This window comes from Pseudomonas sp. BN607, from assembly GCF_029871175.1.
Taxonomy (GTDB): domain Bacteria; phylum Pseudomonadota; class Gammaproteobacteria; order Pseudomonadales; family Pseudomonadaceae; genus Aquipseudomonas.
The window spans coordinates 14,878-40,623 of sequence record NZ_SSOE01000068.1 but is presented as its reverse complement, the minus strand read 5'-3'; the positions used below and the strand labels follow the sequence as shown (position 1 = coordinate 40,623).

Genomic DNA, 25,746 nt, shown 5'->3' with positions numbered 1-25,746 from the left:
TTATGCGTCGCGCCCTGCTCTTGGCTCTCGCCGTGCTCGCCCTGCCCCTCCAGGCAGCTGATCTGAAGCCTTTCTCGGCCAGCTACACCGCCGACTGGAAGCAACTGCCCATGAGCGGCACCGCCGAGCGCAGCCTGGTCAAGAATGCCAACGGCACCTGGGACCTTAACTTCAAGGCCTCCATGATGATCGCCAGCCTGACCGAGCAAAGCACGCTGCGCCTGGATAACGACACCCTGCTGCCGCAGAAGTACCACTTCGAGCGCGGCGGCCTGGGCAAGGCCAAGAAGGTTGACCTGAACTTCGACTGGAACGCCAAGAAAGTCACCGGCAGCGACCGTGGCGACGCTATCACCCTGCCGCTGAACCGTGGTGTGCTGGACAAGTCCTCCTACCAGTTGGCCCTGCAGCATGACGTGGCCGCCGGCAAAAAAAGCATGACCTACCAGGTGGTCGACGGTGACGAGATCGACACCTACGACTTCCGCGTACTGGGTACCGAAAAGGTCACCACCAAGACCGGCCAGGTCGATGCAGTGAAGGTCGAGCGCGTGCGCGACCCAAGCCAGAGCAAGCGCATCACCGAACTGTGGTTCGCCAAGAACTGGGACTACCTGCTGGTGCAACTGCGCCAGGTAGAGACCGATGGCAAGGAGTACGTGATCGTGCTGCAGGATGGCACGGTCGATGGCAAGCCGGTGAAGGGTAACTGAGCCCGCGCTGCCAGCAGCACCCGAAGCCCCGCCCAGTGCGGGGCTTTTTTGTGCCTGCCTTGCGCAGCCTCCTGCAGGAGCGGTTCATGAAACTTGTTTCATGGCTGTTTTATTTACTTAGGCAGCTAACAAACTCTATAAAGAGGGTGTGCGACACACTGTCGCAGCCAACTGAAGAAGTGGAGTTTACCGATGACTGTCCAAGTAACCGAACGCGACGAATCGAAAATGTCCCACGAAGGCCAGGCCGCCGGCCTGCGGATCTGGGATGTGCACCAGCAAGGCCAACTGGTCGGCATGTTCCATAATGAACACGAAGCCCACCAGTACCGTGCAGAGCTGGAAAACCTGGAAAACCAGCGCACCACGCAATGATCAGTCTTCCAATGAAAAACCCCGCCAAGGCGGGGTTTTTCGTGCTTACCACATCAGATCATCAGGGATCTTGTAGGCCGCGTACGGATCGTCCTCGTCCGCTTCCTCGACATGGGTATTGAGCAGCAGGATACGGTTGGGGTCACGCTCCTGGATCTTCACTGCGGCCTCACGAGGAATGACCTCATAGCCGCCGGCATGGGCCACGACCGCCAGTGCGCCGTTACTCAACTTGGTCCGCATCAGGGCGTTGACGGCAATCCGCTTGACCTTCTTGTCGTCGACGAAGTTGTAATAATCTTCGGTGTTCAGCTTGGGCAGGCGAGTGGCTTCGATCAACTGCTTGATCTGCGCGGCACGGGCCTTCTGCTCGGCCTTCTCCTGTTGCTGACGGTTCAGCTCCTGGTCGCGCTTGACCTTTTCAGCCATGGCTTCCTTGGCAATGCGCTGCTGGCTGTCGTCGACTTCGACCTGGCCTTTGTGCTCCATGCGCTTTTGTTTCTTTTCAGCTTTGTTGGTCTGCGAGACCTGTTTCTGGTTGACCAGACCGGCTTTGAGCAATTGGTCGCGAAGGGAAAGGCTCATGAATGTTCACTCACTTATGCAACAGCTCAGCCGCAGCTGGGCAGGTTCTTTTCCTGACGCTTGGCTTCACCCCAAAGGGCGTCCAGCTCGTCAAGGTTACAATCTTCAATGGGACGACCGCTGTCGCGCAATGCCTGCTCGATGAACCGGAAACGTCGTTCGAACTTGCGGTTGGCGCGGCGCAGCGCATGCTCTGGGTCCTGCTTGAGGTGGCGGGCCAGGTTGACCGCAGCAAACAGCAAGTCGCCGACTTCATCTTCCAGCGCATCGGCATCGCCGTCGGCCATGGCCTGCAGCACTTCATCCAGCTCTTCGCGGACCTTGTCCAGCACCGGCAACGCCGCCGGCCAGTCGAAACCGACCGTGGCCGCACGTTTTTGCAGTTTGGCTGCCCGCGACAGCGCCGGCAAGGTTGCCGGCACGTCATCAAGCAGCGACAGCTGTTCGGGCTGGCTCTTCTCCGCGCGCTCTTCGGCCTTGATTTCTTCCCAGCGCGACTTGACCTGGGCTTCGCTCAGGCTGGGCGTGTCCACCGGCGCGTACAGCTCGCCCGTGGGGAAAACATGCGGGTGGCGGCGGATGAGCTTGCGGGTGATGCTGTCGACCACGCCATCGAACTCGAAACGCCCTTCTTCGCGGGCCAGCTGGCTGTAGTAGATCACCTGGAACAGCAAGTCGCCCAGCTCGCCTTGCAAGTGCTCGAAGTCGCCGCGCTCAATGGTGTCAGCGACCTCGTAGGCCTCTTCGATGGTGTGCGGGACAATGCTGGCGTAGTTCTGCTTCAAGTCCCACGGGCAGCCGTACTGCGGGTCGCGCAGGCGGGCCATGAGGTGCAGCAGGTCTTCGAGGGTGTAGGTCATTCAATCAAGTCCTTCGGTGGAGCCTGCTCCGCGGGTGAACCCGCGAAGCAGGCGCCGCGGTCTCAAGGGGTACGATTACGCCGCGTCTCGATGATGTTCGGCAACTGCGAGATACGCCCCAGCAGGCGCCCCAGCGCGTCCAGGCCTGGAATCTCGATGGTCAGCGACATCAGCGCGGTGTTGTCTTCCTTGTTCGAGCGGGTATTCACCGCCAGCACGTTGATCTTCTCGTTCAGCAACACTTGCGACACGTCGCGCAGCAGCCCCGGGCGATCGTAGGCGCGGATGACGATGTCGACCGGGTAGGTCTGCACCGGGATCGGCCCCCAGCTCACCTGGATCATCCGCTCCGGCTCCTTGCCCGCCAGCTGCAGCACCGAGGCACAGTCCTGGCGGTGGATGCTCACGCCACGACCCTGGGTGATGTAACCGACAATCGCATCGCCCGGCAGCGGCTGGCAGCAGCCGGCCATCTGCGTCAGCAGGTTGCCGACACCCTGGATCTGGATGTCGCCACGCTTGCCGGTACGCGGGCCGCTAGGCTTGCGCGGCACCAGCTCGATCTGCTCGATGCGCTCGGGCTCCAGCAACTGCTGAGCGGCGTTGACCAGATGCGCCAGGCGCAGGTCGCCAGCACCGAGCGAGGCGAACATGTCCTCGGCGGTTTTTACGTTGGTCTTTTCGGCCAGGCGCTCGAAGTCCACCTGTGGCAAGCCCAGGCGGCTGAGCTCGCGCTCGAGCAAGGTCTTGCCGGCGGCGACGTTCTGGTCGCGCGCCTGCAGCTTGAACCAGTGGACGATCTTGGCCCGCGCCCGCGAGGTGGTGACGTAACCCAGGTTGGAGTTCAACCAGTCACGGCTGGGGTTGCCGTGCTTGCTGGTAATGATCTCGACCTGCTCGCCGGTCTGCAGGCTGTAGTTCAGCGGCACGATACGGCCGTTGATCTTCGCACCGCGGCAGTTATGGCCGATTTCGGTGTGCACGCGGTAGGCGAAGTCCAGCGGCGTGGCGCCCTTGGGCAAGTCGATGGCATGACCGTCCGGGGTGAACACATAGACCCGGTCCGGCTCGATATCGACCCGCAGCTGCTCGGCCAGGCCACCAATGTCGCCCAACTCTTCGTGCCACTCCAGCACCTGGCGCAGCCAGGAGATCTTTTCTTCATAGTGGTTGGAGCTGGGCTTGACGTCGGTGCCCTTGTAGCGCCAGTGCGCACACACGCCAAGCTCGGCTTCCTCGTGCATGCCGTGGGTGCGGATCTGCACTTCCAGCACCTTGCCCTCGGGGCCGATCACAGCAGTGTGCAGCGAGCGGTAGCCGTTCTCCTTGGGGTTGGCGATGTAGTCGTCGAACTCCTTGGGGATGTGCCGCCACAGGGTGTGGACGATACCCAACGCGGTGTAGCAGTCGCGGATTTCCGGCACCAGTACGCGCACTGCGCGCACATCGTAGATCTGGCTGAACTCCAGGCCTTTGCGCTGCATCTTGCGCCAGATCGAATAGATGTGTTTTGCCCGGCCGCTGATGTCGGCCTTCACGCCGGTAGCCAGCAGCTCGTTCTGCAACTGGTTCATCACGTCGCTGATAAAGCGCTCGCGGTCCAGCCGGCGCTCGTGCAGCAGTTTGGCGATCTGCTTGTACTGGTCGGGCTCCAGGTAGCGGAAAGACAGGTCTTCCAGCTCCCACTTGATGTGGCCGATACCCAGGCGATGCGCCAGCGGCGCATAGATGTCGAACACCTCGCGCGCGACACGCAGGCGTTTTTCGTCGTCGGCAGACTTGACCGCACGGATCGCGCAGGTACGTTCGGCCAGCTTGATCAGCGCCACGCGCACGTCGTCGACCATGGCCACGAGCATCTTGCGCAGGTTCTCGACCTGCGCCTGCGAGCCCAACACCAGCGACTGCCGCGGGCTGAGGCTGGCACTGATGGCGGCCATGCGCAGCACGCCGTCGATCAGCTTGGACACCACCGGGCCAAAGCGCTGGCTGACTTCGGCCAGGGTCACCTTGCCCTCGCGCACCGAGCGATAGATGACCGCCGCCACCAGCGAGTCCTGGTCGAGCTTGAGGTCGGCGAGAATTTCGGCGATCTCCAGCCCGGCCTGGAAACTGGACGTACCGTCCGCCCAGGAATGCTTGGCCGGGTTGCCCTTTTTCTCTACTTCATGGGCAAACTCGCAGGCCTCTTTCAGCGCTGCGCGATCCAGTGCCGAATCGACGCTTACCACATGGTCCAGCCATGCATCGAGATTGATACTGCCGTCGGTATTGACCGGCTGGTGCACTCTCACCTGTACCATCTTTGTTTTACCTTTCCATACAGCGCACCACGCGGGTGCACTGGCGATCACCGTGCGACTGCCCTTCCGTGGCAGCCGCACCAAGGGGCCAGTCAGCTAGCCCGCTTCGAATAACGCCATGGCCTCGACATGCGCCGTTTGAGGAAACATGTCGAGAATCCCGGCCCTTTTTAACCGGTACCCCTGGCCGACCAACACCTGGGCGTCTCGCGCCAGCGTGGCCGGGTTGCACGATACATAGACCAGCCTGCTGGCCTTGAGGCGGGCGATGCCTTGCACCACCTCGTAAGCACCGTCGCGCGGTGGATCCAAGAGTACCGCAGAAAAGCCCTCGGCGGCCCATCCGGTGCCTGCCAAAGGCTGCGATAAATCGGCCTGAAAAAACCGTGCGTTATGCACATTGTTGTTTCGGGCATTGGCCGCGGCGCGGTCGACCATGGCCTGCACGCCTTCTACTGCCACCACCTCACGCGCCTGGCGGGCCAGCGGCAGCGCGAAGTTGCCCAGGCCGCAGAACAGGTCGAGCACCCGCTCATCGGCCTGCGGCGCAAGCCAGGCCAGCGCCTGCTCGATCATTGCCGTGTTGACCTGGGCATTGACCTGCACGAAGTCGCCTGGGCGCCAGGCCAGTTCCAGTTGCCACGGCGCCAGGACAAAGCCCAGTTGCGCAGCCGGTTCCACGGGTTCCGGCTCACCTTCACCTTGTAGCCACAGCTGGGCATTGGCCTGCTCGCAAAACGCCTGCAGCCTGGCCAGGTCTTCTGCCGGCAGCGGCGCTACATGGCGCACCAGCAGCGCTTCAGCCGTTCCGCTGAAGAGTTCCACATGGCCCAGCGCCTGCGGTTTGCTCAACGAGCGCAGCACGGTCGGCAAGTGACGCAGAATCGACTGCAAGGGCTGTACCAGCACCGCGCAATCGTCGATGGCGATGATGTCCTGGCTGGCTTCGGCGCGGAAGCCCACCTCCAGCTGACGTGTCTTGACGTCCCAGCGCACGGCCACACGTGCGCGGCGCCGGTAGCCGAATTCGGGCCCGCTCAGCGGGGCGGCCCACTCTTCAGGCTGCACGCCGGCCACCCGCTGCAACTGCTCGGCGAGGGTGCGCTGCTTGAGCGCCAGTTGCGACGCGTGCGGCAGGTGCTGCAGGTTGCAGCCACCGCAGCGGTCGTAATGCCGGCACGGTGCTTCCCTGCGCTCCGGGCTGGCCTGCAGCAAGCGCTCCAGCCGGGCTTCTACCACTTTGCCACGGGCGTTGAGCACCCGTGCCTCCACGGCCTCACCGGCCAGGGCGCCACTGACGAACCAGGTACGCCCTTCGAGGAACGCGATACCCCGGCCGTCACCAGCCAGGCGCTCGATATCCAGGCGCTGCTTCTTGCCCACCGGGACCTGGGGGCTGCGGTTACCGCCGGCCGGCTGGAAGCGCAGGCCGCTGTTGGGTTTTTTCTTGGACATTTAGCTCGGATCGAACAGGCCGGTGGACAGGTAACGGTCGCCGCGGTCGCAGATGATCGCAACCATCACGGCATTTTCCACCTCGCGGGACAGGCGCAGCATGGCAGCGACCGCACCACCGGAAGACACGCCACAGAAAATGCCCTCTTCACGGGCAAGGCGACGGGTGGTGTCTTCGGCTTCCTGCTGCGACATGTCGACCACGCGGTCGACGCGGGTGGCGTCGAAGATTTTCGGCAGGTACTCCTCGGGCCAGCGGCGGATGCCCGGAATGGCGGAGCCTTCCATCGGTTGCAGGCCAATGATCTGCACCGCCGGGTTCTGTTCCTTGAGGTACTGCGAGCAGCCCATGATGGTACCGGTGGTGCCCATCGAGCTGACGAAATGGGTGATGCTGCCCTGGGTCTGCTGCCAGATCTCCGGGCCAGTGCTGTTGTAATGGGCGATTGGGTTGTCGCCGTTGGCGAACTGGTCAAGCACCAGGCCACGGCCTTCGGCTTGCAGCTTCTCGGCAAGGTCCCGGGCGCCTTCCATGCCCTCTTCCTTGGTGACCAGGATCAACTCGGCACCGTAGGCGGTCATGGCAGCCTTGCGCTCGGCGGTGGAGTTGTCGGGCATGATCAGGATCATCTTGTAACCCTTGATTGCCGCCGCCATGGCCAAGGCGATACCGGTGTTGCCGGAGGTGGCCTCGATCAGCGTGTCGCCGGGCTTGATCTGGCCACGAAGCTCGGCGCGAGTGATCATGGACAGTGCCGGGCGGTCCTTCACCGAGCCGGCAGGATTGTTACCTTCCAGCTTTAGCAGGAGGGTATTGCTGGTTTCGCCAGCGATGCGCTGCAGGCGAACCAGAGGCGTATTGCCGACGCAATCGGCGATGGTTGGGTACTGCAAGGTCATGGCGTATTTCACAATCCGGACGGCAGGGGCGCCTATCATACCGGCAAACCCTTCCCGGCCATATCACGCAATCTGTGGTGGATATAGCTACAAGCTATATCGCTGATTTGATCCACACCCTTCGCAGGCACCACCGCTCCCGCAGGGATCGCGTTGCCCTCAAGATAAATGCTGTACCTGTGGAAGCGGGCGTGCCCGCGAAGGGGCCGGCACATGTATCGGCAACCTCATCCACAACCGCAGCCCATGCTTGCCATTCTGCGCCCACAAGGTCCCACCCTGGCGCTGAATGGCACTGCGGGCGATGCTCAGCCCCAGGCCAAAACCACCATCCCCGGGCCGCGAACCGTCCAGCCGCGAGAACGGCGCGAAGATCCGTTCCAGGTCGTCTTCCGCTACCCCGCCGCCCTCATCCTCCACCCACAGCCACCAGTAACTAGCCTCACGCTGCCCACCTAACCGCACAACCCCTTCGGCCGGCGAGTGACGGATGGCATTGCGCAATATGTTTTCCAGCGCCTGAGCCAAGTGGTTGAGGTTGCCCTGCACCCAGCAATCAGCCGGTACTTCGCAACGCAACCGCGCAGGCGACCAGCCACTTTCATAGCAGGCATTCTCGGCCAGCAATTCCCACAGGGCGTGGACCTCGATCGGCTCCAGGTTCATCGGCGCGCGCTCGGCATCCTGCCAGGCCAACTGCAGGGTGTCCTCGACCAACTGCTGCATGCAGTCCACCTCGCGGGTAAGGCGCTCGCGCAGGCGTTGCAGGTCGGTCTCTCCGTCGCCTGCCACCCGCAAGCGGCTCAGCGGGGTACGCATTTCGTGGGACAGGTCGCGCAGCAACTGCTGCTGCATGGCGACCGTGCCCTGCAAGCGTTCGGCCATTTGGTCGAACGCCCGCGCCAGCTCACCCAATTCGTCATGCCGGGCGATGGTGCGCGAGTCCAGGCGTGCCGACAGCTGGTCGGCGCGCCAGGCATTGGCCTGCTCACGCAGTTGGTTCAGCGGAACGATCAACATGCGGTACAGGCCCACGCAGAGCAGCAAGGTGAACAGGCCTGGGATGATGCCGTTGGTGACCATACGCCACAGCAAGCGATACTGGCCCGGATTGAAACGCTCCGGCAGTTCGATCACCAGCATGCCCTGCTCCGGCGCCCCCGGAAATGGAATGCGCACCCATGGCTGATGGACACTGCGCCGACTCATCGGCCAGTCGACACCGCGCAGGCGAGTCAGCCGCTGCATGATCTGCGGGTTGAGGGTGGCACTATCGAGCGGTCGCAGGTTCATATCGAGCACGCCCACCCAGCCGCGTTCGCGCTGGTGCATCACCGCCACCCACTGGTCCAGCCCTGCCCGCCCGCCACTGCGCCAGGCCTGCTCGGCCTCGCTGGCATAGCCACGCAAGGCTTGCCGTGCCGGTTCGGAGAGAAAGGCGTTCTGGGTTTCCATGTGGCGGCCCCAGGTGTAGCTGAGGCCGATCATCAGCAGGCAAAAACCCACCAGCAGGATGGCCAGCTTCCAGAACAGCGAATGGCGATTGAGCATGCCTATTCCGCCTCGCTGGCACTGAGCACGTAGCCCTTACCCCATACGGTGCGGATCTGCCGATCGTGATAGCCGATGCCCTTGAGCTTGCGGCGTATCTGGCTGACGTGCATGTCCAGGCTACGGTCATGGCGCGAATAGCCGCGCTGCAAAACCTGCTGGTAAAGGAACGGCTTGCTCAACACGTCGTCAAGGTTGCGGTTGAGGATGTCGAGCAGGCGGAATTCGCTGGGCGTCAAACCGGCCAGGTGGCCATTGAGGCGCACGTCGCACACCCCCTCATCGAATTGCAGCTCGCCGTAGCCGGCTTGCTCCAGCGGCGCTTGATGACGACGCTCAAGCGCCACGCGGCGCAGGATCGCTTCGATGCGCACCTGCAGCTCGGCCATGCTGAACGGCTTGGGCAGGTAATCGTCGGCGCCACGCTGGAAACCGCTGATGCGGTCGGCCTCCGCCCCCAGTGCCGACATCAGGATCACTGGCGTGGCGCTGCGCTGGCGCAGTTGCGCCAAAGCGTCCAGGCCATTGAGCCCGGGCAGCAGGATGTCCATGAGCACCACATCGAACACCTGGCGCCCAGCCGTTTCCAGCCCTTCCAGCCCACTGCGGCACCAGGTTACGCGGAAGCCACCGCGCTGGAGCTCTTCGTGCAGGTACGCACCCAGCACCGGATCATCCTCGATGGCGAGGATATTGGAGTTGTAAATAGCTACAGGATTCATTGGCAACTGCCATGCATTCTCAATTACGTGATTATTGAGCATCCCGAGCCCGCCAGGCAACCGCCCTGCGACCAATGCCATGGCATCGAAATAAAACACCTACTAAAGAGGTGCAATGGTGCGGCAGGCGGAGTAACTTCCCGGCTTGGCCGTCAGCACTTGACGGTATCCAGGCACATCACAGGAGGCGAATGTGCTCGATCGCTTGGGAATCCGCAGCCGGGTCCTGCTACTGGCGCTGCTGCCGGCCGGCCTGATGGCGCTGGTGCTGGGCAGCTACTTCACCTGGCTACAACAGAATGACCTGCGCACACAGTTGCTGCAGCGCGGCAAAATGATCGCCGAACAGCTGGCGCCGTTGGCCGCGCCCGCCATGGCCCGGCTGGCGCCAGCGCAACTGGAGCGGATCGCCGCGCAAACCCTGGAACAGTCGGACGTACGCGCGGTGGCTTTCCTCGCCCCGGATCGCACGCGCCTGGCCCATGCCGGCCCGAGCATGCTCAACCAGCCGCCCAGCGGCGGCACCGGCACCCAGCTGCTGCAACGCAGCGGCAATGACGCCACCCGGTACCTGATGCCAGTGTTCGGCCACCACCGCGACCTGGCCACCGATGCCGTGCCGGCCGAAGCCGAGCGCCTGCTGGGCTGGGTCGAGATCGAGCTGTCGCACGATGGCACGCTGCTGCGCGGCTACCGCAACCTGTTCACCAGCCTGTTGCTGATCCTCGCCTGCCTGGTGCTCAGCGGCCTGCTGGCGCTGCGCATGAGCCGCACCATCAATGATCCCATCGAACGCATCAAGCATGCAGTCAATCAGCTCAAGGACGGCCACCTCGAAGAACGCCTGCCGACCATGGGCAGCCATGAGCTGGACGAACTGGCGCGCGGCATCAACCGCATGGCCGAGACCCTGCAAAACGCCCATGAAGAGCTGCAGCACAGCATCGACCAGGCCACCGAGGACGTACGCCAGAATCTGGAAACCATCGAAATCCAGAACATCGAGCTGGACATGGCGCGCAAGGAGGCGCTGGAAGCCAGCCGCATCAAGTCCGAATTCCTGGCCAATATGAGCCACGAGATCCGCACACCGCTCAATGGCATCCTCGGCTTTACCCACCTGCTGCAGAAAAGCGAGATGACGCCGCGCCAGCTGGACTACCTGAGCACCATCGAGAAGTCTGCCGACAACCTGCTCGGCATCATCAACGAGATCCTCGACTTCTCCAAGATCGAGGCCGGCAAGCTGGTGCTCGACAGCATTCCGTTCAACCTGCGCGACCTGATCCAGGACACCCTCACCATCCTCGCCCCGGCCGCACACGCCAAGCAGCTGGAGTTGCTCAGCCTGATCTACCGCGACACCCCGTCGTCGCTGATCGGCGACCCGTTGCGGCTCAAGCAGATCCTGACCAACCTGGTCAGCAATGCCATCAAGTTCACCCGCGAAGGCACCATCGTCGTACGCGCCATGCTCGACGACGAGCACGAGGACTTCGCCCAACTGCGCATCAGCGTGCAGGACACCGGCATCGGCCTGTCACCGCAGGATGTGCGCACGCTGTTCCAGGCCTTCAGCCAGGCCGACAACTCGCTGGCCCGCCAGCCTGGCGGCACCGGCCTGGGGCTGGTGATTTCCAAGCGCCTGATCGAGCAGATGGGCGGCGAGATCGGCGTCGACAGCACACCGGGCGAAGGTTCGCAGTTCTGGATCAGCCTCAACCTGCCCAAAGCCCACGACGATATCGAAGAGCTGCCGTTGCAACCCTTGCTGGGCCGCCGCGCCGCGATCGTGGACAGCCACGAACTGGCACGCCAGGCGCTGGAACACCAACTGGAAGACTGCGGCCTCAGCGTCAGCCTGTTCACCTCCTATGAACAGTTGCTGCAAGCCGTGCAAGCCGCCAGCCAAGCCGGCCAGCCATTCGAGTTCGCCGTGCTCGGGGCCAACCTGGGCAATCTGTCACCCGAGCAACTGGGCCACTACCACCAGCAGCTCGAGCGTTACCACTGCCAGTGCGTGGTGCTGTGCCCTACCACCGAACAGGCGCTTTACCATCCTTATCTGCCCAACGGGCATGGCCAGTTGCTCTCCAAGCCTACCTGCACCCGCAAGCTGCGCCGGCTGCTGCTGGAACTGCTGCAACCGCGTCGGCCGCAAGGCGAAGTGAACAAGGTCAACGGCCAGCGCCAACCGAAGGTCCTGTGCGTCGACGACAACGCCGCGAACCTGCTGCTGGTGCAGACCCTGCTTGAAGACCTGGGTGCCGAGGTGCTGGCGGTCGACAACGGCTATGCGGCAGTGAAGGCCGTGCAGGACGAGCCGTTCGACCTGGTGCTGATGGACGTGCAGATGCCGGGCATGGACGGCCGCGCCTGCACCGAGCAGATCCGCCTGTGGGAAAACACCCAGAGCGGCAACCCGCTGCCGATCGTTGCCCTCACCGCCCATGCCATGGCCAACGAGAAACGCGCGCTGCTGCACGGCGGGATGGACGACTACCTGACCAAGCCGATCAGCGAGCGCCAACTGGCCCAGGTGGTGTTGAAATGGACCGGCCTGAGCCTGGGCATGCCCCAGCAGGGGCAGGCCGAGCAACCACCCAACAGCGATGAGCTGAAGGTGCTCGACCACGAAGAAGGCCTGCGCCTGGCCGCTGGCAAGGCCGACCTGGCAGCCGACATGCTGAGCATGCTGCTGGCCTCGCTGGACGCCGACCGCGAAGCCATACGCGCCGCCCGTGAGGCCGAGGACCACAACGGCCTGATCGAGCAGGTGCACCGCCTCAACGGGGCCTCGCGCTATTGCGGCGTGCCGCAATTACGCGCGGCGTGCCAGCGGAGTGAAACCCTGCTCAAGCAGGAGAGTCCGCAGGCGCAGCAGGCGCTGGATGAACTGGACGCGGCGATCAACCGCCTGGCTGCCCAGGCACGCCTAAGCGCCTGAGTGGGCTCGTGAGATCGGGCGGCGCCCGATCTCACGGGCAGCGGCCAACAGAAGACATGCACCACAAAGGAAACCATCACCATGCGCGCCCTGTTGTTCAGCAGCCAGCACTACGACCAGGAAAGCTTCAGCGAGGCCGCCAGGGGCAGCAGGCTGGACCTGCATTTCCAGCCCGCCCGGCTTACCCTCGACACCGCCGCCCTGGCCGATGGTTACGAGGTCGTCTGCGCCTTCATCAATGACGAGCTCGACGCTCAGGTACTGCAACGCCTGGCCACCGGGGGCACGCGCCTGATCGCCCTGCGTTCGGCCGGCTACAACCACGTCGACCTGGCCGCTGCCAAGCGCCTGGGCCTGGCCGTGGTGCGCGTACCGGCCTATTCGCCACACGCCGTGGCCGAGCACGCCGTAGCGCTTATCCTGGCCCTGAACCGGCGACTGCACCGGGCCTACAACCGCACCCGCGAAGGCGATTTCACCCTGCACGGGCTAACCGGCTTCGACCTGCACGGCAAAACCGTCGGGGTGGTCGGCACCGGCCAGATCGGCTTGGCCTTCGCCCGCATCATGGCTGGCTTCGGCTGCCAGCTGCTGGCCTACGACCCCTACCCCAACCCAGAGCTGCTGGCCCTCGGCGCGCGCTATCTGCCACTGCCCGAGCTGCTGCGCGAAGCCCGCATCATCAGCCTGCACTGCCCGCTTGACGAGCACAGCCGGCACCTGATCAACGCGCAAAGCCTGGCCCAGCTGCAGCCCGGCGCCATGCTGATCAATACCGGCCGCGGCGCGCTGGTCGACACGCCAGCGCTGATCGACGCGCTAAAAAGCGGCCAGCTCGGCTACCTGGGCCTGGACGTCTACGAAGAAGAAGCCCAGCTGTTCTTCGAAGACCGCTCCGACCTGCCCCTGCAGGACGATGTGCTGGCCCGCCTGCTGACCTTCCCCAACGTGATCATCACCGCACACCAGGCCTTCCTTACCCGCGAGGCGCTGGATGCCATTGCCGCGACCACCCTGGAAAACATCAACCGCTGGGCGGCAGGGAATCCCCAGAATCTGGTGATGGGTTAGTGCTAGGATACGCGGCATTTCTGGAGGACCCATGGTCGAGCACGATTTTCGCTACACCCTTTTCAACCCGCAACACACCCTGATCGAGTGCCGCGCGCTGGTGCCGGGCCGTTACCAGGTCACTGGCAACGGCGGCTCGATGCATAAAGGCGACACCCTGCTGGTCACCCTCAAGGGCAGCAAAGACCTGTCCATGCGACTGACCGTGGAAAGCGTGCGCCACCTGATCAACCCGCGCGGCCAATGGGTCGCCGTGGCCAGCGGCCCGGTGTTCAACGAGCTGGAAATCCTCACCTGGCAGGTCGAATGCGACAGCTGCGACGCCGTGCTGGACTTCGAGTTCGCGGTGGACGCCAAGCTCGGCAAGCAAGCCCGCCAGCCTGCGGCCAGCGCGCGTATCGCCGAGCTGGGCTGGGCCAGCCGTGGCGAAAAACACCTGTGCCCGCGTTGCCAGGAGAGCGCCGAGTGAAAAATCTGCTGACCGGCGCGCTGATTGCCACCGGCCTGCTCGGTTGTGCCGCCGAACCTTCCAGGCTGCAGCAGGAACGCAGCTATGTGCTGGAGTGGATTGGCGAACGCCCGCTGATCGACTACAGCCACCTGACCCTGACCCTGGCCAGCGACGGCCGCGCCTATGGTAACGGTGGCTGCAACCACTGGTTTGCACCCTACACGCTGGAGGGCGAACACCTTAGCTTCGGCAAGGTGGGCAAAACCCGCAAGCTGTGTGCACCGGCGTTGATGGAGCAAGAAAAACGCTTCTTGCAGGCGCTGGAAACGGTACAGCGCTGGGATGTGTCGGCAGTGGAGCAAATACGCTTCTGGCCGGCCGAAGGCAAGCCGCTGCGATTCTGGCCTGAGGAAGGCTGAGGATTGCCGGGGCCGCTTTGCGGCCCCGAATGCATCAAGCGCCTTTCAGGGCCTTGATCTTGGCCTGCAACCCTTCCAGGGTCTGCTCGCCCATCAACTGCTCACGCACCTTGCCCTTGTCGTCGATGATGTAAGTCACCGGCAACGCCTCGCTACGCGGCAGGTCATAGCGCTCGGCCGGGTCCTGGGCCAGCACGGTGAAACCGATACCCAGGGTTTCGGCAGCCTGCTTCAGGTCCTGCCCCTGCAGGCCATCGAAGTTCACCCCCACCACCTTGATGCCGTCAGCCGCCCACTGCTTGGCCGCTGCGTTCAGTTCCGGGATTTCGGTACGGCACGGCCCGCACCATTCGGCCCAGTAATTGAGCACCAGCCAGTGCCCTTCGATCTGTTCGGCCTCAACCGTATTACCGTGTTGGTCCACGCCATAATCGGCACCGCAACCACCGAGCAACAGGCTCGCGGTGATGGCCAGTACTGCTGCCAGACGCCTTGCCATGGGTCAATCCTTCTCGAGTTTTAAAGCAAATTGGTCAGTCGCTGCGGTTAGAATAGCCGCCACACCCTGCTGGATGCGACCCGACATGACCGACCTCACGCTCTATCATAACCCGCGCTGCTCGAAATCCCGCGGCGCGCTGGAACTGCTCGAAGCCCGCGGCCTGACCCCGGCCATCGTACGCTACCTGGAAACCCCACCCGACGCCGCTACCCTCAAAGCCCTGCTCGGCAAGCTGGGCATTGCCCCGCGCCAACTGCTGCGTACTGGCGAAGACGAGTACAAGGCTCTGGGCTTGGCCAGCCCGGCATTGACCGACGCGCAGCTGATCGAAGCCATGGTCCAGCACCCCAAGCTGATCGAGCGGCCGATCCTGGTAGCCGGTGATAAAGCCGTGGTCGGCCGCCCGCCGGAAAAAGTGCTGGAGATCCTGCCGTGAGCCAACCTTACATTCTGGTTCTGTACTACAGCCGCCACGGTTCGACCAGCGAAATGGCCCGGCACATCGCCCGCGGCATCGAGCTGGCGGGCATGGAAGCGCGCCTGCGCACGGTGCCGGCGATTTCCACCGAATGTGAAGCAGTGGCCCCGGACATTCCAGCCAGTGGCGCGCTGTACGCGACCCTCGACGACCTGCGCCACTGCGCCGGCCTGGTGCTGGGCAGCCCGACCCGCTTCGGCAACATGGCGGCGCCGCTCAAGTACTTCCTCGATGGCACCAGCAGCCTGTGGCTGGGCGGTGAACTGGTCGGCAAGCCGGCTGGGGTGTTCACCTCCACCGCCAGCCTGCACGGCGGCCAGGAAACCACCCTGCTGTCGATGATGCTGCCGCTGATGCACCACGGCATGCTGGTGATGGGCTTGCCCTACAGCGAGTCGGCACTGCTGGAAACCCGCGGCGGCGGCACCCCATACGGCGCCAGCCACCACGCCGGTGCCGACGGCAAGCGTGAACTCGACCCACATGAAATCGCCCTGTGCCGCGCCCTCGGCCAACGCCTGGCGACCACGGCCAAGGCCCTGGAGGCGGCGCGTGGCTAAGAAGCCCAAGGTGTTGCCGCCGCTGGATTGGCTGGCACCGCGCCTGCGCCTGACGCGGGCGCTGAGCCTGGCGTTCTTCGTGGGGCTGATCACCCTACTGGTGGTGAACAACCTGTGGTTCGCCAACCTGCATGGGGCGCGGGTCGAGGTGATCCTGGCGATCGAGCTGCTGCCACTGGTGTTGCTGCTGCCGGGCATGCTGCTGGGCAGCGCCCGGGCGCATGCCTGGACCTGCTTCGTGGTGAATATCTATTTCATCAAGGGCGTGCTGGCAGCGTTCGACCCGGCGCGGGCAGTGTTTGGCTGGATCGAGGTGGCGATCAGCCTGGGGCTGTTCATTGCCGGGCTGCTGTATGTCCGCTGGAAGTTCCAGCATGAACGGCGCATGGCGGGCGAAGGGCATTAGGAGTGGGGGCTGCGGTGCAGCCCCGCCGACCTCAATGGTTGACGGTATGCGCCAGCATCACCGACAACTGGCACAGCGGCCGCCCGCTTTCGGCATGCCACTGGTTGAACGCCTGCTGCACCAGGGCCAGGTCGCGCTGGCTGGTCGGCTGTTTGTCGATCACCTTCTGCGCAATCAACGCCGCTGCCATGTCATCGGTCGGGATGAACGTGTCTTTGCCGACCATGCGCAAGAACCGTGGCGCCGACAACCCGCCCAACTGGTTGCCATGCTTGGCCAGGTACTTCCACAAGCCGACAATGTCGGTCACTGGCCAGTCGGCGATGAAGGCCCCAAAACTGCCCTGTGCCTTGGCGATATCCAGCACCATTTGCGCATTGCGCGGCACGCTCTTGAGCTTGCCCAGGTGGCGGATAATGCGCTCATCCTGCATCAACCGCTCCAGATGCTCGGCGCCCATCAACACCACTTTCTCCGGATCGAAGCCGAAGAACACCTGCTCGAACGCCGGCCACTTGGCGTCCACCAGGCTGTGCTTGAGGCCCGCGCGGAACACACGCAGGGCCAGCGTCGACAGGTAGCGATCGTCGCTGATGGCGCGCAATTGCGCTGGCGTACGTGGCTGCGGCAGAAAGGCCTCAAGGGCCTGGGCCGAGCCAAAGCGGTTCAGGCAGTACTCATGCAGCCACTGGTAATCACGCATGGGTTCAGATGTTCACCACGTCGAGGAAGCGCGGGGTGGCGTTCTCGTCGATCTTCAGGCTGGTGAAGTCGAACAGGTTGCGGTCGGCCAGCTGTGAGGGCGCCACATTCTGCATGGCACGGAAAATACTCTCGGTACGGCCTGGGTGCTTGCGCTCCCACTCCACCAGCATGTCCTTGACCACCTGGCGCTGCAGGTTTTCCTGCGAACCACACAGGTTGCACGGGATGATCGGGAATTCCTTCATGTCCGAGTAGGCCTGGATGTCCTTCTCGCTGCAGTAGGCCAGCGGGCGGATCACCACGTTGCGGCCATCGTCGGCGCGCAGTTTCGGCGGCATACCCTTGAGTGCACCGTTGAAGAACATGTTGAGGAAGAAGGTTTCGACGATGTCGTCGCGGTGGTGCCCCAACGCCATCTTGGTCGCGCCGATTTCGTCAGCGAAGGTGTACAGGGTGCCACGGCGCAGGCGCGAGCACAGCGAACAGGTGGTCTTGCCCTCGGGTACCAGCTCCTTGACCACCGAGTAAGTGTCCTTCTCGACGATGTGGTACTCGACGCCCAGTTCCTTCAGGTACGCCGGCAGCACGTGCTCAGGGAAGCCCGGCTGCTTCTGATCCATGTTCACCGCGACGATCTCGAACTTGATCGGTGCAACCTTCTGCAGGTGCAACAGAACGTCGAGCATGGTGTAGCTGTCCTTGCCGCCGGACAGGCAGACCATGACCTTGTCGCCATCCTCGATCATGTTGTAGTCGGTGATGGCTTCGCCAGCGAGACGACGCAGGCGTTTTTGCAGTTTGTTCTGGTTGACCGAGAGGGTGCCCATAGCGCTTGAATCCGCGAGGTGTGACAAAAGGCGGCTATTTTACGCACAAACGGGCCGCAGCTGTAGGCATTCCGATAAAGACTTCAAGGTAATCAACAGCGCCGTATACAGCGCAATTTGCTCTAAAAAGCACGGTTTATGCCGGTAACGGCTTCCTATACTGCGACATAAGGCCACATTACCGCTTGCATCGGTGTTCGGGCCTCGGGCCGCTTGCGCTCCATCTGGGGGGCGTTTGGCAACATTGAGAGGAGTGACGGCATGATCCATCACGTTGTGGGGCTGTTTACCCATCCCGACCAGGAATGGCGGGAGATTCGTGGCGAAGAAGAAACCATCAGCCACATGTACCTGACACACACCCTCATCCTGGCGGCGATCCCCGCCGTTTCCGCGTTTATCGGCACCACACAGGTCGGCTGGGTGATCGGCGACCGGCCAGCAGTGATGCTGACCATGGAAAGCGCCATCTGGATGAGCATCATGTCGTACCTGGCGATGCTCGCCGGGGTGGCCGTGATGGGGGCGTTCATCCACTGGATGGCTCGCACCTACGACGCCAACCCGTCCATGGCGCAGTGCATTGCCTTCGCTACCTACACCGCCACACCGTTGTTCATCGGCGGCCTGGCGGCGCTGTACCCGCACCTGTGGCTGGGCATGCTGATCGGCACTGCCGCCATCTGCTACACGGTGTACCTGCTGTATGTCGGCTTGCCGACGTTCATGAACATACCCTCTGACGAAGGCTTCCTCTTCTCCAGCTCAGTGCTGGCAGTAGGCCTTGTGGTACTGGTGGCGATCATGGCTGCCACGGTGATCATCTGGGGACTGGGCGTGGGGCCCGTCTACACCAACTAGAACAGACTGAACCAACACTGGGGCATCAACCAGGGGCCGCCGCAAGGCGGCCTCTGGCTGTGCGCTGACCGGTGGCTCGGCAAGCCGCCCACGGTTACGGCATAATGCCCGGTCAGGAGAACCACCCCGCCATGCCCGAGCTGCTCCGACAACGCGTCGAAACCTGTTACCAGCAAGCCGAAACCTTTTTCAAGCGCCCCTTCCCGCGCCCGGAAGTCAGCTTCAAGCTGCGCGGGCAAAAAGCCGGGGTCGCTCACCTGCACGAGAACCTGCTGCGCTTCAACCTGCAGCTGTACCGCGAAAACCAGGATGACTTCCTGCGCCAGACCGTCGCCCATGAAGTGGCACACCTGGTGGCCCACCAATTGTTCGGTGACCGTATCCAGGCCCATGGCGAGGAATGGCAGTTGATCATGCGCGGGGTGTACGAACTGCCGCCCAACCGTTGCCACAACTACGAGGTGCAACGGCGCGTGGTCACCCGCTATATCTACCGATGCCCTTGCCCGCAAAGCGATTTCCCGTTCACCGCCCAACGGCACAAGCTGGTGCACCAGGGGCGGCGTTACCTGTGCAAGCGCTGCCGGGAGATTCTGGTGTACAGCGGTGAGACGCGCATCGAATAGAGTGTGTATTACCGGTGCAGGCCCTTCGCAGGGCAACCCGCTGCCCCAGGGATACCCTGGATCCTGGGAATTGATGCCCTTGTGGAAGCAACTGTCTTGCTCAACTTCTAGAATCTAGCGCAATCCCCTGTGGGAGTGGCTTTAGCCGCGAACACCGGCGGAGCCGGTGCCATGCACCGTGTTGGATTCTTCGCGGGGCAAGCCCGCTCCCACAGGTATCCCGCAGGCTTGAGGCTGATGCAGTACCTGGGGAAACAACTGGCCGGCTCAAAACCTGAAAGCTGGCCCGATTATGGTGGGAGCGGGCTTGCCCCGCGAAAGGGCCGGTGCAACCACTAGACAACTGTCAGGCATAAAAAAGGCGACCCGAGGGTCGCCTTCCTGTACCAGCCTGCGCCTTACTTCTCGACGAAGGCACGCTCGATCAGGTAGTCACCCGGCTCGCGCATGCGGGCAGAGACTTTCAGGCCGAAGCTGTCCAGTACTTCGCTGGTCTCGTCGAGCATGCTCGGGCTGCCGCAGATCATCGCGCGGTCGTCCTGCGGGTTGATCGGTGGCAGGCCGATGTCACTGAACAGCTTGCCGCTGCGCATCAGGTCGGTCAGGCGGCCCTGGTTCTCGAACGGCTCACGGGTGACGGTCGGGTAGTAGATCAGCTTGTCGCGCACCGATTCACCGAAGAACTCGTTCTGCGGCAGGTGCTCGGTGATGAACTCGCGGTAGGCCACTTCGTTCACATAGCGCACACCGTGCACCAGGATCACTTTTTCGAAGCGCTCGTAGGTTTCCGGGTCCTGGATGACGCTCATGAACGGCGCCAGGCCAGTGCCGGTGCTCAGCAGGTAGAGGTGCTTGCCCGGGTTCAGGTCATCGAGGACCAGGGTGCCGGTAGGCTTCTTGCTGATGATGATCTCATCGCCTTCCTTCAAGTGCTGCAGCTGCGAGGTCAGCGGGCCGTCCGGCACCTTGATGCTGAAGAACTCCAGGTGCTCTTCCCAGTTCGGCGAAGCGATGGAGTACGCACGCATGAGCGGACGGCCGCTTTCCTGCTGCAGGCCGATCATCACGAACTGACCGTTCTCGAAGCGCAGGCCCGGGTCGCGGGTGCACTTGAAGCTGAACAGGGTGTCGTTCCAGTGGTGCACACTGAGGACACGTTCGTGGTTCATGTTGCTCATTGATGGGGCTCCTGAAGAAAAACGCAGCGCGTGCAACACGCACAGTTGCGCGATAGTTTAGGGGCAGCGACAATATCTGTTAACTGGATTATCAAGATATGTGTTATCGGTTATATCGATATGCGATTTACACTTCGTCAACTGCAAGTCTTCGTCGCCGTGGCCCAGCATCAAAGCGTCTCCCGGGCCGCCAGCCTGCTGGCGTTGTCGCAGTCGGCCGCCAGCACTTCGATCACCGAACTGGAGCGCCAATCGAGTTGCCAGCTGTTTGACCGTGCCGGCAAACGACTGGCCCTCAATGCCCTAGGCCATCAACTGCTGCCCCAGGCGGTGGCCTTGCTCGATCAGGCCAAGGAAATCGAAGACCTGCTCAACGGCAAGTCCGGTTTCGGTTCCCTGGCGGTCGGCGCCACGCTGACCATTGGCAACTACCTGGCCACCTTGCTGATCGGCAGCTTCATGCAGACGCACCCCGAAAGCCAGGTAAAGCTGCATGTACAGAACACTGCGCATATCGTGCAGCAGGTTGCCCATTACGAAATTGATCTGGGTCTAATCGAAGGCGACTGCAACCACCCCGACCTGGAAGTCCAGCCATGGGTCGAGGACGAACTGGTGGTGTTCTGCGCACCACAGCACCCGTTGGCCAGGCTGGGCCGCGCCGATATCGAAAGCCTGTCGCAAGAAGCATGGATCCTGCGTGAACAAGGTTCGGGCACGCGCCTGACCTTCGACCAAGCCATGCGCCATCATCGCGCCAACCTCAACATCCGCCTGGAACTGGAGCACACCGAGGCGATCAAGCGCGCGGTGGAGTCAGGGCTTGGAATCGGCTGCATTTCACGACTGGCCTTGCGCGACGCTTTTCGCCGGGGCAGCCTGGTGCCGGTAGAAACCCCGGAGCTAGACCTGATGCGCCAGTTCTACTTCATCTGGCACAAGCAGAAGTACCAGACCTCTGCCATGCGCGAATTTCTCGAACTCTGCCGCAACTTCACTGCGGGCTTTACCCGCAGCGACGAAATCGTGCTGCCGCCGATCGCTTAAAGCAGGATCACGCCCCATACCAGCGCCACCATGGTCAGTGCCACCAGCTGTGCGGCGCTGCCCATGTCCTTGGCGTTCTTGGACAGGGGGTGGCGCTCCAGCGAAATGCGGTCGATGGCGGCCTCCACGGCCGAATTGAACAGCTCGACAATCAGCCCCAGCAAGCACACGGCAATCATGATCGCCCGCTCCGCGCGGCTAACCGGCAGCCAGAAGGCGATCGGGATCAGCAGTACGTTGAGCAGTACCAGCTGACGGAATGCTGCCTCGCCCTTGAAGGCCGCGCGCAGGCCGTCCAGCGAGTAGCCGGCGGCGTTGAAGATACGTTTCAGGCCGGTCTGGCCTTTGAATGGCGATGTCATGTGAGTCACTTCACAACGGAAAGGCCAGCAGACTAGACCGGCCCGGGTAAAAAAAGCGTGAAGCCGCAAACAGTCAGTTGCTGGCAACCGATTCAAGTTGTTGCAACAGCAGTGCAGCCTGAGTCCGGGTACGCACGCCCAGCTTACGGAATATCGCCGTCACGTGCGCCTTAATGGTGGCTTCCGACACGTTCAGCTCATAAGCGATCTGCTTGTTCAACAGGCCTTCGCAGACCATGGTCAGGACCCGGAACTGCTGCGGCGTCAGGCTGGCCAGGCCTTCGCTGGCGGCCTTGGCTTCGGCCGAGACATCGACCTTTTCGAACGCCTGCGGCGGCCACCAGACTTCGCCGTCGAGCACTTTGCGTACAGCATCCTGGATCACTTCCAGGGGGCTGGACTTGGGAATGAACCCACTGGCGCCAAATTCCCGGGACTTGACCACCACGGCGGCTTCTTCCTGCGCCGAAACCATCACTACCGGAATCTGCGGGTATTGCCCGCGCAGCAGCACCAGCCCGGAAAAACCGTAGGCACCCGGCATGTTCAAGTCCAGCAGCACCAGGTCCCAGTCGGCTTTTTCGCTCAACCGGACTTCCAGTTCGGCAATGCTCGCAACTTCGACCAGGCGCACATCCGGGCCCAGGCCGAGGGTAACGGCCTGGCGCAGGGCGCCACGGAACAGTGGGTGGTCATCGGCAATCAGGATTTCGTAAGTGGCCATCGATCTAAGGATCCTGTTCTGTGCCAGGCACTCGGGGGTTGGGGAAGTGCACGGCGGGGAATCGGCGCCAAGGATGCCGAGCACGGTCAAGGATGGTCAAGCCAACGCCCTGCCGTCTCGCCCACCCTGGCTGCCAGCTCCGTCATTATGAACCAAAGCAGGGGCTATGCCCCTTGGACTATAGGAAGGTATGCAAACGCTGGTGAGTGTCATCCTGATCGTCCAGCGGCAGGCGCCGCTTGCCGCTCAGGTAATGCAGGCTGAACACATCCAGGTAGGCATCCAGCGCCTGCGAAGCCCGGCTATCGCCGGCAAGGTCCAGGCACATGGCTGCGACTTCGGCCGTGCAGAAGTGATCGTCGCGCTTGGAGCGGCGCAGGCGGTAGCGCGACATCTGTTCAGCTTGCAGGCTCAACACCGGGAAACGGTCCAGGTACGGGCTTTTGCGGAACATCTTGCGTGCTTCGGTCCAGGTGGCATCCAGCAGGATGAACAGCGGGCGCTTGCCCGGCACGCGCACCACCTCGCTCACCACCCGCTCCTGGGCGACGAATTCGCCCGGGAACACGATATAGGGCTGCCACTGCGGGTCGTCGAGCAAGGCCAGCAAGCGCTCGTCAACCGAGGTGCGCAGCCAGCCGAACGCCGAGGTATCTTCGATCAGGTCGGCAATCAGCCAGCCGGTGTTGGTTGGCTTGAGCGGCTCGGTGTCGTGCATCAGCAGGCACATGCCGGCGTCGGCCTGCACCCGAGGCTTCCAGGCGCACAGGCAATGGGTGGCAATCACCCGACAATCCGGGCAACGCTCGGCACGCGAGCCACGGGCGATGAAAGGCTTGTTGCTGCGGGCCAGACGTTCGGCACGCAGGCGCGCTACCGCATGGCTCATGCCGGTAGGCCTCTGGACAGGTTGGAAATGGGCACAAGGATGACTCTGGAAAAACAAGGGCATCAGTCTATCAGAACAGCGGGCAATTGCTGTGCAGGTGGCAGGCCGGTCTTTATAATCGGGTATTTTCCGTGCTCGGCCTGCAGGCCCGCACGATTCTACGGAACGCCGTCGACGGGCGCATGTCAAAGCGCCAGTCATCGAACCAGGAGAGATTCATGCTGCGCCTTATCGCCCCCGCCCTGAGCCTGTTGCTCACCCTGCCCTTGGCAGCCCAGGCGGCTTCCAAGCAGGATTACGACCTGAACAAGATGCTCGACAAAGTCGCCAAAGAGAGCAGCGTCGGCACCCCGCGCGCGATAAACGAAGACATTCTCGACCAGGGCTACACCGTGGAAGGCAAGGCGCTGGTCAATCACCTGAGCGTGCGCCAGAGCCATGCCGAGCGCATGCAGGCCAACCCTGAGCAGGTGCGCAGCCAATTGGGCGACAGCGTGTGCCGCAACAGCGGCTTCCGCAATCTCATGTCCAAAGGCGCCGTGATGGTCTACCGCTTCACGGTCTACAAGACCAACCAGCCCATCATGGATCAGGCTTTCGACAATGCCAGCTGCGTAGCCGGCAACAAGAAGAAGTAAGCACTGGGTCGCACTCACTCCTTCTCGTCTTCACGGGCGCGCCAGTGCCCTTCGGCGGCTTCGGCACGCATCTCGGCCAATAGCGCTTGCAAGTAGCGCGACTGGCACTCCAGCCCTGCCAGCCTGCGCTGGCACTCGGCCTCCAGGCTCAGGTGATGCACCTGGGCCGCACTTTCCAGCTGCTGCAAGAGTTGCCGGTCCACTTCGATGATCAAGCGATGCATACCGCCACCTCCCGCATCGACACGTTTCGCTTTACCAGTTAACCAAACCCGTACCGCCGTTGGCCGCATGCCGACGGGCGGCGTCGGCAAACTACCCGGCACAATCGGTCGCGAGGGTCTAGATTGAGGTCAGAGGTATTGGTGCATAAGGAGACGTTGCATGCCTTACCAATCGAACGAACAGCTGTTCAGCCACTTCCGCGACAACAACATCGACCTGAGCCACATCGATGCACAACTGCAACTGGTAGCACCCGATAGCCCCAACCTGCCGCTGTACCGCGACATGATATTGACCATCCTGCGCATGGCCCACGACGACAGCGACCGCTGGAGCGCCAAGATAACCCTGCAGGCCCTGCGCGAACTGGATCATTCGTTCCGCGCCCTGCAGCGTTACAAGGGCCGGCGCAAGGTGACCGTGTTCGGCTCGGCACGCACCCCGCTGGAACACCCGATGTACGCCTTGGCCCGCGAACTCGGCGCCTGCCTGGCACGTTCCGAGCTGATGGTCATCACCGGTGCCGGCGGCGGCATCATGGCGGCTGCCCACGAAGGTGCCGGCAGCGCCCACAGCCTGGGGTTCAACATCACCCTGCCCTTCGAACAGCACGCCAACCCGACTGTGGATGGCACCGACAAACTGCTGCCGTTCCATTTCTTCTTCATCCGCAAACTGTTCTTCGTCAAGGAAGCCGATGCCCTGGTGCTTTGCCCGGGTGGTTTCGGCACCCTTGATGAGGCGCTGGAAGTGCTGACCCTGATCCAGACCGGCAAGAGCCCGCTGGTGCCGGTGGTGCTGCTGGACTCACCGGGCGGCAGCTTCTGGCGTGACTGCCTGGACTTCATCAGCCGCCAGCTGGAAGAAAACCGCTACATCCTGCCCACCGACTTGAAGCTGGTGCGCCTGGTGCACAGCGCTGACGAGGCGGTTGAGGAAATCAACCAGTTCTACAGCAACTACCACTCCAGCCGCTGGCTGAAGAGCCAGTTCGTTATCCGCATGCACCATGCGCTGAGCGAGGCAGCGTTGTATGACATCCAGGAAGGTTTTGCCGATTTGCGCCTGAGCGGCAAATATCACCAGCAACCGGATAGCAGCGCCGAGCATGAGGTAGGCAACTACAGCCACCTGACCCGTTTGTCATTCGCCTTCAATGGCCGCGACCAAGGGCGGTTGCGCGAGCTGGTGGATTTCATCAACCTGCCGGAGAACTGGGCCAAGCCGCAGCCCATGCATACCACACAGCGAGCCAGGGAGGCGCTGAAGGTCAATTGATGGCGCTTGCCGGCTAACCGCCCTCACGGGGAATCACGACGCCCTGTGCAAGCGCCAATGCGTCACGACAGGACTGCAAAGTGGCCCC

General features: G+C 62.8%; 29 protein-coding genes. 14 read left to right on the top strand and 15 right to left on the bottom strand.

Features of this window, described 5'->3' with window-relative positions; all coding sequences use genetic code 11:
* Nucleotides 1-2: 2 nt before the first annotated feature.
* Together E8E68_RS25775 and E8E68_RS25770 are read left to right on the top strand one after the other, a co-directional pair.
* Nucleotides 3-713 (top strand): DUF3108 domain-containing protein, encoded by a 711-nt coding sequence (locus tag E8E68_RS25775; protein ID WP_266031339.1) that lies wholly within the window; start codon nucleotides 3-5, stop codon nucleotides 711-713.
* A 192-nt stretch (nucleotides 714-905) separates the two neighbouring features.
* Entirely contained in the window at nucleotides 906-1,088 is a 183-nt protein-coding gene (locus E8E68_RS25770) for a hypothetical protein (protein ID WP_110746098.1), read from the top strand.
* 45 nt (nucleotides 1,089-1,133) lie between these two features.
* On the opposite strand, the gene E8E68_RS25765 is transcribed toward E8E68_RS25770, so the two are convergent.
* From E8E68_RS25765 to E8E68_RS25735, 7 genes are all read right to left on the bottom strand, one after another.
* Nucleotides 1,134-1,673 carry a DUF2058 domain-containing protein gene (locus tag E8E68_RS25765; protein WP_110746097.1) on the bottom strand — a complete coding sequence of 180 codons (540 nt, stop codon included), beginning with the start codon at nucleotides 1,671-1,673 and terminating at the stop codon, nucleotides 1,134-1,136.
* A gap of 26 nt (nucleotides 1,674-1,699) precedes the next feature.
* Entirely contained in the window at nucleotides 1,700-2,533 is an 834-nt protein-coding gene (mazG, locus tag E8E68_RS25760) for a nucleoside triphosphate pyrophosphohydrolase (RefSeq protein ID WP_280346065.1), read from the bottom strand.
* A 62-nt stretch (nucleotides 2,534-2,595) separates the two neighbouring features.
* Nucleotides 2,596-4,836: a GTP diphosphokinase gene (relA, locus tag E8E68_RS25755; RefSeq protein WP_110746095.1), complete on the bottom strand. Its 2,241-nt coding sequence runs from the start codon at nucleotides 4,834-4,836 to the stop codon at nucleotides 2,596-2,598.
* A 96-nt stretch (nucleotides 4,837-4,932) separates the two neighbouring features.
* Complete coding sequence (gene rlmD / locus E8E68_RS25750) at nucleotides 4,933-6,291, bottom strand: 23S rRNA (uracil(1939)-C(5))-methyltransferase RlmD (RefSeq protein WP_280346060.1); 1,359 nt, start codon at nucleotides 6,289-6,291, stop codon at nucleotides 4,933-4,935.
* Entirely contained in the window at nucleotides 6,292-7,191 is a 900-nt protein-coding gene (gene cysM, locus E8E68_RS25745; RefSeq protein ID WP_024717686.1) for a cysteine synthase CysM, read from the bottom strand.
* A 159-nt stretch (nucleotides 7,192-7,350) separates the two neighbouring features.
* Nucleotides 7,351-8,742 (bottom strand): sensor histidine kinase, encoded by a 1,392-nt coding sequence (locus E8E68_RS25740; protein WP_266031332.1) that lies wholly within the window; start codon nucleotides 8,740-8,742, stop codon nucleotides 7,351-7,353.
* Nucleotides 8,743-8,744: 2 nt separating this feature from the next.
* Complete coding sequence (locus E8E68_RS25735; protein WP_110746091.1) at nucleotides 8,745-9,464, bottom strand: response regulator transcription factor; 720 nt, start codon at nucleotides 9,462-9,464, stop codon at nucleotides 8,745-8,747.
* A 193-nt stretch (nucleotides 9,465-9,657) separates the two neighbouring features.
* On the opposite strand from E8E68_RS25735, the gene E8E68_RS25730 reads away from it, so the two are divergent.
* From E8E68_RS25730 to E8E68_RS25715, 4 genes are all read left to right on the top strand, one after another.
* Nucleotides 9,658-12,411: a response regulator gene (locus E8E68_RS25730; protein ID WP_110746090.1), complete on the top strand. Its 2,754-nt coding sequence runs from the start codon at nucleotides 9,658-9,660 to the stop codon at nucleotides 12,409-12,411.
* Between the two features lie 81 nt (nucleotides 12,412-12,492).
* On the top strand, nucleotides 12,493-13,482 hold the full coding sequence (locus E8E68_RS25725) for a 2-hydroxyacid dehydrogenase (protein WP_266031327.1): 990 nt from the start codon (nucleotides 12,493-12,495) through the stop codon (nucleotides 13,480-13,482).
* Between the two features lie 31 nt (nucleotides 13,483-13,513).
* Nucleotides 13,514-13,951, top strand: a complete 438-nt coding sequence (locus E8E68_RS25720) for a hypothetical protein (RefSeq protein ID WP_110746088.1) — start codon at nucleotides 13,514-13,516, stop codon at nucleotides 13,949-13,951.
* The gene (locus E8E68_RS25715) at nucleotides 13,948-14,352 is read left to right on the top strand and encodes an META domain-containing protein (protein WP_110746087.1); all 405 of its coding nucleotides are present in this window, start codon (nucleotides 13,948-13,950) and stop codon (nucleotides 14,350-14,352) included. The genes E8E68_RS25720 and E8E68_RS25715 overlap by 4 nt, the downstream gene beginning before the upstream one ends.
* A gap of 34 nt (nucleotides 14,353-14,386) precedes the next feature.
* Here the strand turns inward: E8E68_RS25715 and E8E68_RS25710 are convergent, their stop codons facing one another.
* Nucleotides 14,387-14,851, bottom strand: a complete 465-nt coding sequence (locus E8E68_RS25710; protein WP_280346047.1) for a TlpA disulfide reductase family protein — start codon at nucleotides 14,849-14,851, stop codon at nucleotides 14,387-14,389.
* A gap of 85 nt (nucleotides 14,852-14,936) precedes the next feature.
* On the opposite strand from E8E68_RS25710, the gene arsC reads away from it, so the two are divergent.
* The 3 genes from arsC to E8E68_RS25695 are packed head-to-tail and all read left to right on the top strand — an operon-like array spanning nucleotide 14,937 to nucleotide 16,298.
* Complete coding sequence (gene arsC / locus E8E68_RS25705; RefSeq protein WP_280346043.1) at nucleotides 14,937-15,290, top strand: arsenate reductase (glutaredoxin); 354 nt, start codon at nucleotides 14,937-14,939, stop codon at nucleotides 15,288-15,290.
* Complete coding sequence (gene wrbA / locus E8E68_RS25700; protein ID WP_110746085.1) at nucleotides 15,287-15,892, top strand: NAD(P)H:quinone oxidoreductase; 606 nt, start codon at nucleotides 15,287-15,289, stop codon at nucleotides 15,890-15,892. The genes arsC and wrbA overlap by 4 nt, the downstream gene beginning before the upstream one ends.
* Nucleotides 15,885-16,298: a DUF2069 domain-containing protein gene (locus tag E8E68_RS25695; RefSeq protein ID WP_280346041.1), complete on the top strand. Its 414-nt coding sequence runs from the start codon at nucleotides 15,885-15,887 to the stop codon at nucleotides 16,296-16,298. Before wrbA ends, E8E68_RS25695 begins: the two co-directional genes overlap by 8 nt.
* Before the next feature lie 31 nt (nucleotides 16,299-16,329).
* Here E8E68_RS25695 and E8E68_RS25690 read toward each other — a convergent pair whose 3' ends face one another.
* Both E8E68_RS25690 and ttcA read right to left on the bottom strand, forming a co-directional pair.
* On the bottom strand, nucleotides 16,330-17,001 hold the full coding sequence (locus tag E8E68_RS25690; RefSeq protein ID WP_110746083.1) for a DNA-3-methyladenine glycosylase I: 672 nt from the start codon (nucleotides 16,999-17,001) through the stop codon (nucleotides 16,330-16,332).
* Nucleotides 17,002-17,005: 4 nt separating this feature from the next.
* The gene (gene ttcA, locus E8E68_RS25685) at nucleotides 17,006-17,830 is read right to left on the bottom strand and encodes a tRNA 2-thiocytidine(32) synthetase TtcA (RefSeq protein ID WP_027918067.1); all 825 of its coding nucleotides are present in this window, start codon (nucleotides 17,828-17,830) and stop codon (nucleotides 17,006-17,008) included.
* 261 nt (nucleotides 17,831-18,091) lie between these two features.
* On the opposite strand from ttcA, the gene E8E68_RS25680 reads away from it, so the two are divergent.
* Together E8E68_RS25680 and E8E68_RS25675 are read left to right on the top strand one after the other, a co-directional pair.
* Complete coding sequence (locus E8E68_RS25680) at nucleotides 18,092-18,691, top strand: Yip1 family protein (protein WP_003252385.1); 600 nt, start codon at nucleotides 18,092-18,094, stop codon at nucleotides 18,689-18,691.
* Between the two features lie 131 nt (nucleotides 18,692-18,822).
* A complete protein-coding gene (locus tag E8E68_RS25675) occupies nucleotides 18,823-19,317 on the top strand; it encodes a SprT family zinc-dependent metalloprotease (protein ID WP_266031321.1) in 495 nt (164 codons plus the stop codon).
* 398 nt (nucleotides 19,318-19,715) lie between these two features.
* On the opposite strand, the gene fpr is transcribed toward E8E68_RS25675, so the two are convergent.
* Complete coding sequence (gene fpr / locus E8E68_RS25670) at nucleotides 19,716-20,495, bottom strand: ferredoxin-NADP reductase (RefSeq protein ID WP_016501130.1); 780 nt, start codon at nucleotides 20,493-20,495, stop codon at nucleotides 19,716-19,718.
* 120 nt (nucleotides 20,496-20,615) lie between these two features.
* Between fpr and finR the strand changes: the two genes are divergently transcribed.
* Entirely contained in the window at nucleotides 20,616-21,542 is a 927-nt protein-coding gene (gene finR, locus E8E68_RS25665) for a LysR family transcriptional regulator FinR (RefSeq protein ID WP_110746081.1), read from the top strand.
* Here finR and E8E68_RS25660 read toward each other — a convergent pair.
* The 3 genes from E8E68_RS25660 to E8E68_RS25650 all read right to left on the bottom strand — a co-directional run bounded on the left by E8E68_RS25660 (nucleotide 21,539) and on the right by E8E68_RS25650 (nucleotide 23,517).
* The gene (locus E8E68_RS25660) at nucleotides 21,539-21,904 is read right to left on the bottom strand and encodes a diacylglycerol kinase (RefSeq protein WP_010952700.1); all 366 of its coding nucleotides are present in this window, start codon (nucleotides 21,902-21,904) and stop codon (nucleotides 21,539-21,541) included. The genes finR and E8E68_RS25660 overlap by 4 nt on opposite strands.
* 73 nt (nucleotides 21,905-21,977) lie before the next feature.
* Nucleotides 21,978-22,628 carry a response regulator transcription factor ErdR gene (gene erdR / locus E8E68_RS25655; RefSeq protein WP_110746080.1) on the bottom strand — a complete coding sequence of 217 codons (651 nt, stop codon included), beginning with the start codon at nucleotides 22,626-22,628 and terminating at the stop codon, nucleotides 21,978-21,980.
* Nucleotides 22,629-22,806: 178 nt separating this feature from the next.
* On the bottom strand, nucleotides 22,807-23,517 hold the full coding sequence (locus E8E68_RS25650) for a tRNA-uridine aminocarboxypropyltransferase (protein WP_266034700.1): 711 nt from the start codon (nucleotides 23,515-23,517) through the stop codon (nucleotides 22,807-22,809).
* Nucleotides 23,518-23,735: 218 nt separating this feature from the next.
* On the opposite strand from E8E68_RS25650, the gene E8E68_RS25645 reads away from it, so the two are divergent.
* The gene (locus E8E68_RS25645; protein WP_266034696.1) at nucleotides 23,736-24,155 is read left to right on the top strand and encodes a quorum-sensing-regulated virulence factor family protein; all 420 of its coding nucleotides are present in this window, start codon (nucleotides 23,736-23,738) and stop codon (nucleotides 24,153-24,155) included.
* A 14-nt stretch (nucleotides 24,156-24,169) separates the two neighbouring features.
* Here E8E68_RS25645 and E8E68_RS25640 read toward each other — a convergent pair whose 3' ends face one another.
* Nucleotides 24,170-24,379 carry a hypothetical protein gene (locus E8E68_RS25640; RefSeq protein ID WP_110746077.1) on the bottom strand — a complete coding sequence of 70 codons (210 nt, stop codon included), beginning with the start codon at nucleotides 24,377-24,379 and terminating at the stop codon, nucleotides 24,170-24,172.
* A 160-nt stretch (nucleotides 24,380-24,539) separates the two neighbouring features.
* Here E8E68_RS25640 and E8E68_RS25635 point away from each other — a divergent pair, with 160 nt between their 5' ends.
* Complete coding sequence (locus E8E68_RS25635) at nucleotides 24,540-25,658, top strand: LOG family protein (RefSeq protein WP_110746076.1); 1,119 nt, start codon at nucleotides 24,540-24,542, stop codon at nucleotides 25,656-25,658.
* The last annotated feature ends 88 nt before the right edge of the window (nucleotides 25,659-25,746 follow it).

What these genes read in the sequence shown, in the direction of transcription:
- E8E68_RS25645 (WP_266034696.1), top strand. Translation starts at nt 23,736, where the DNA reads ATGCTGCGCCTTATCGCCCCCGCCCTGAGCCTGTTGCTCACCCTGCCC.
- E8E68_RS25765 (WP_110746097.1), bottom strand. Translation starts at nt 1,673, where the DNA reads ATGAGCCTTTCCCTTCGCGACCAATTGCTCAAAGCCGGTCTGGTCAAC.
- rlmD (WP_280346060.1), bottom strand. Translation starts at nt 6,291, where the DNA reads ATGTCCAAGAAAAAACCCAACAGCGGCCTGCGCTTCCAGCCGGCCGGC.
- finR (WP_110746081.1), top strand. Translation starts at nt 20,616, where the DNA reads ATGCGATTTACACTTCGTCAACTGCAAGTCTTCGTCGCCGTGGCCCAG.
- ttcA (WP_027918067.1), bottom strand. Translation starts at nt 17,830, where the DNA reads ATGGGCACCCTCTCGGTCAACCAGAACAAACTGCAAAAACGCCTGCGT.
- E8E68_RS25680 (WP_003252385.1), top strand. Translation starts at nt 18,092, where the DNA reads ATGATCCATCACGTTGTGGGGCTGTTTACCCATCCCGACCAGGAATGG.
- E8E68_RS25770 (WP_110746098.1), top strand. Translation starts at nt 906, where the DNA reads ATGACTGTCCAAGTAACCGAACGCGACGAATCGAAAATGTCCCACGAA.
- fpr (WP_016501130.1), bottom strand. Translation starts at nt 20,495, where the DNA reads ATGAGCAACATGAACCACGAACGTGTCCTCAGTGTGCACCACTGGAAC.
- E8E68_RS25720 (WP_110746088.1), top strand. Translation starts at nt 13,514, where the DNA reads ATGGTCGAGCACGATTTTCGCTACACCCTTTTCAACCCGCAACACACC.
- E8E68_RS25660 (WP_010952700.1), bottom strand. Translation starts at nt 21,904, where the DNA reads ATGACATCGCCATTCAAAGGCCAGACCGGCCTGAAACGTATCTTCAAC.
- E8E68_RS25775 (WP_266031339.1), top strand. Translation starts at nt 3, where the DNA reads ATGCGTCGCGCCCTGCTCTTGGCTCTCGCCGTGCTCGCCCTGCCCCTC.
- E8E68_RS25640 (WP_110746077.1), bottom strand. Translation starts at nt 24,379, where the DNA reads ATGCATCGCTTGATCATCGAAGTGGACCGGCAACTCTTGCAGCAGCTG.
- arsC (WP_280346043.1), top strand. Translation starts at nt 14,937, where the DNA reads ATGACCGACCTCACGCTCTATCATAACCCGCGCTGCTCGAAATCCCGC.
- E8E68_RS25690 (WP_110746083.1), bottom strand. Translation starts at nt 17,001, where the DNA reads ATGCGTGATTACCAGTGGCTGCATGAGTACTGCCTGAACCGCTTTGGC.
- E8E68_RS25710 (WP_280346047.1), bottom strand. Translation starts at nt 14,851, where the DNA reads ATGGCAAGGCGTCTGGCAGCAGTACTGGCCATCACCGCGAGCCTGTTG.
- mazG (WP_280346065.1), bottom strand. Translation starts at nt 2,533, where the DNA reads ATGACCTACACCCTCGAAGACCTGCTGCACCTCATGGCCCGCCTGCGC.
- erdR (WP_110746080.1), bottom strand. Translation starts at nt 22,628, where the DNA reads ATGGCCACTTACGAAATCCTGATTGCCGATGACCACCCACTGTTCCGT.
- E8E68_RS25675 (WP_266031321.1), top strand. Translation starts at nt 18,823, where the DNA reads ATGCCCGAGCTGCTCCGACAACGCGTCGAAACCTGTTACCAGCAAGCC.
- E8E68_RS25725 (WP_266031327.1), top strand. Translation starts at nt 12,493, where the DNA reads ATGCGCGCCCTGTTGTTCAGCAGCCAGCACTACGACCAGGAAAGCTTC.
- cysM (WP_024717686.1), bottom strand. Translation starts at nt 7,191, where the DNA reads ATGACCTTGCAGTACCCAACCATCGCCGATTGCGTCGGCAATACGCCT.
- E8E68_RS25635 (WP_110746076.1), top strand. Translation starts at nt 24,540, where the DNA reads ATGCCTTACCAATCGAACGAACAGCTGTTCAGCCACTTCCGCGACAAC.
- E8E68_RS25650 (WP_266034700.1), bottom strand. Translation starts at nt 23,517, where the DNA reads ATGAGCCATGCGGTAGCGCGCCTGCGTGCCGAACGTCTGGCCCGCAGC.
- E8E68_RS25735 (WP_110746091.1), bottom strand. Translation starts at nt 9,464, where the DNA reads ATGAATCCTGTAGCTATTTACAACTCCAATATCCTCGCCATCGAGGAT.
- E8E68_RS25740 (WP_266031332.1), bottom strand. Translation starts at nt 8,742, where the DNA reads ATGCTCAATCGCCATTCGCTGTTCTGGAAGCTGGCCATCCTGCTGGTG.
- relA (WP_110746095.1), bottom strand. Translation starts at nt 4,836, where the DNA reads ATGGTACAGGTGAGAGTGCACCAGCCGGTCAATACCGACGGCAGTATC.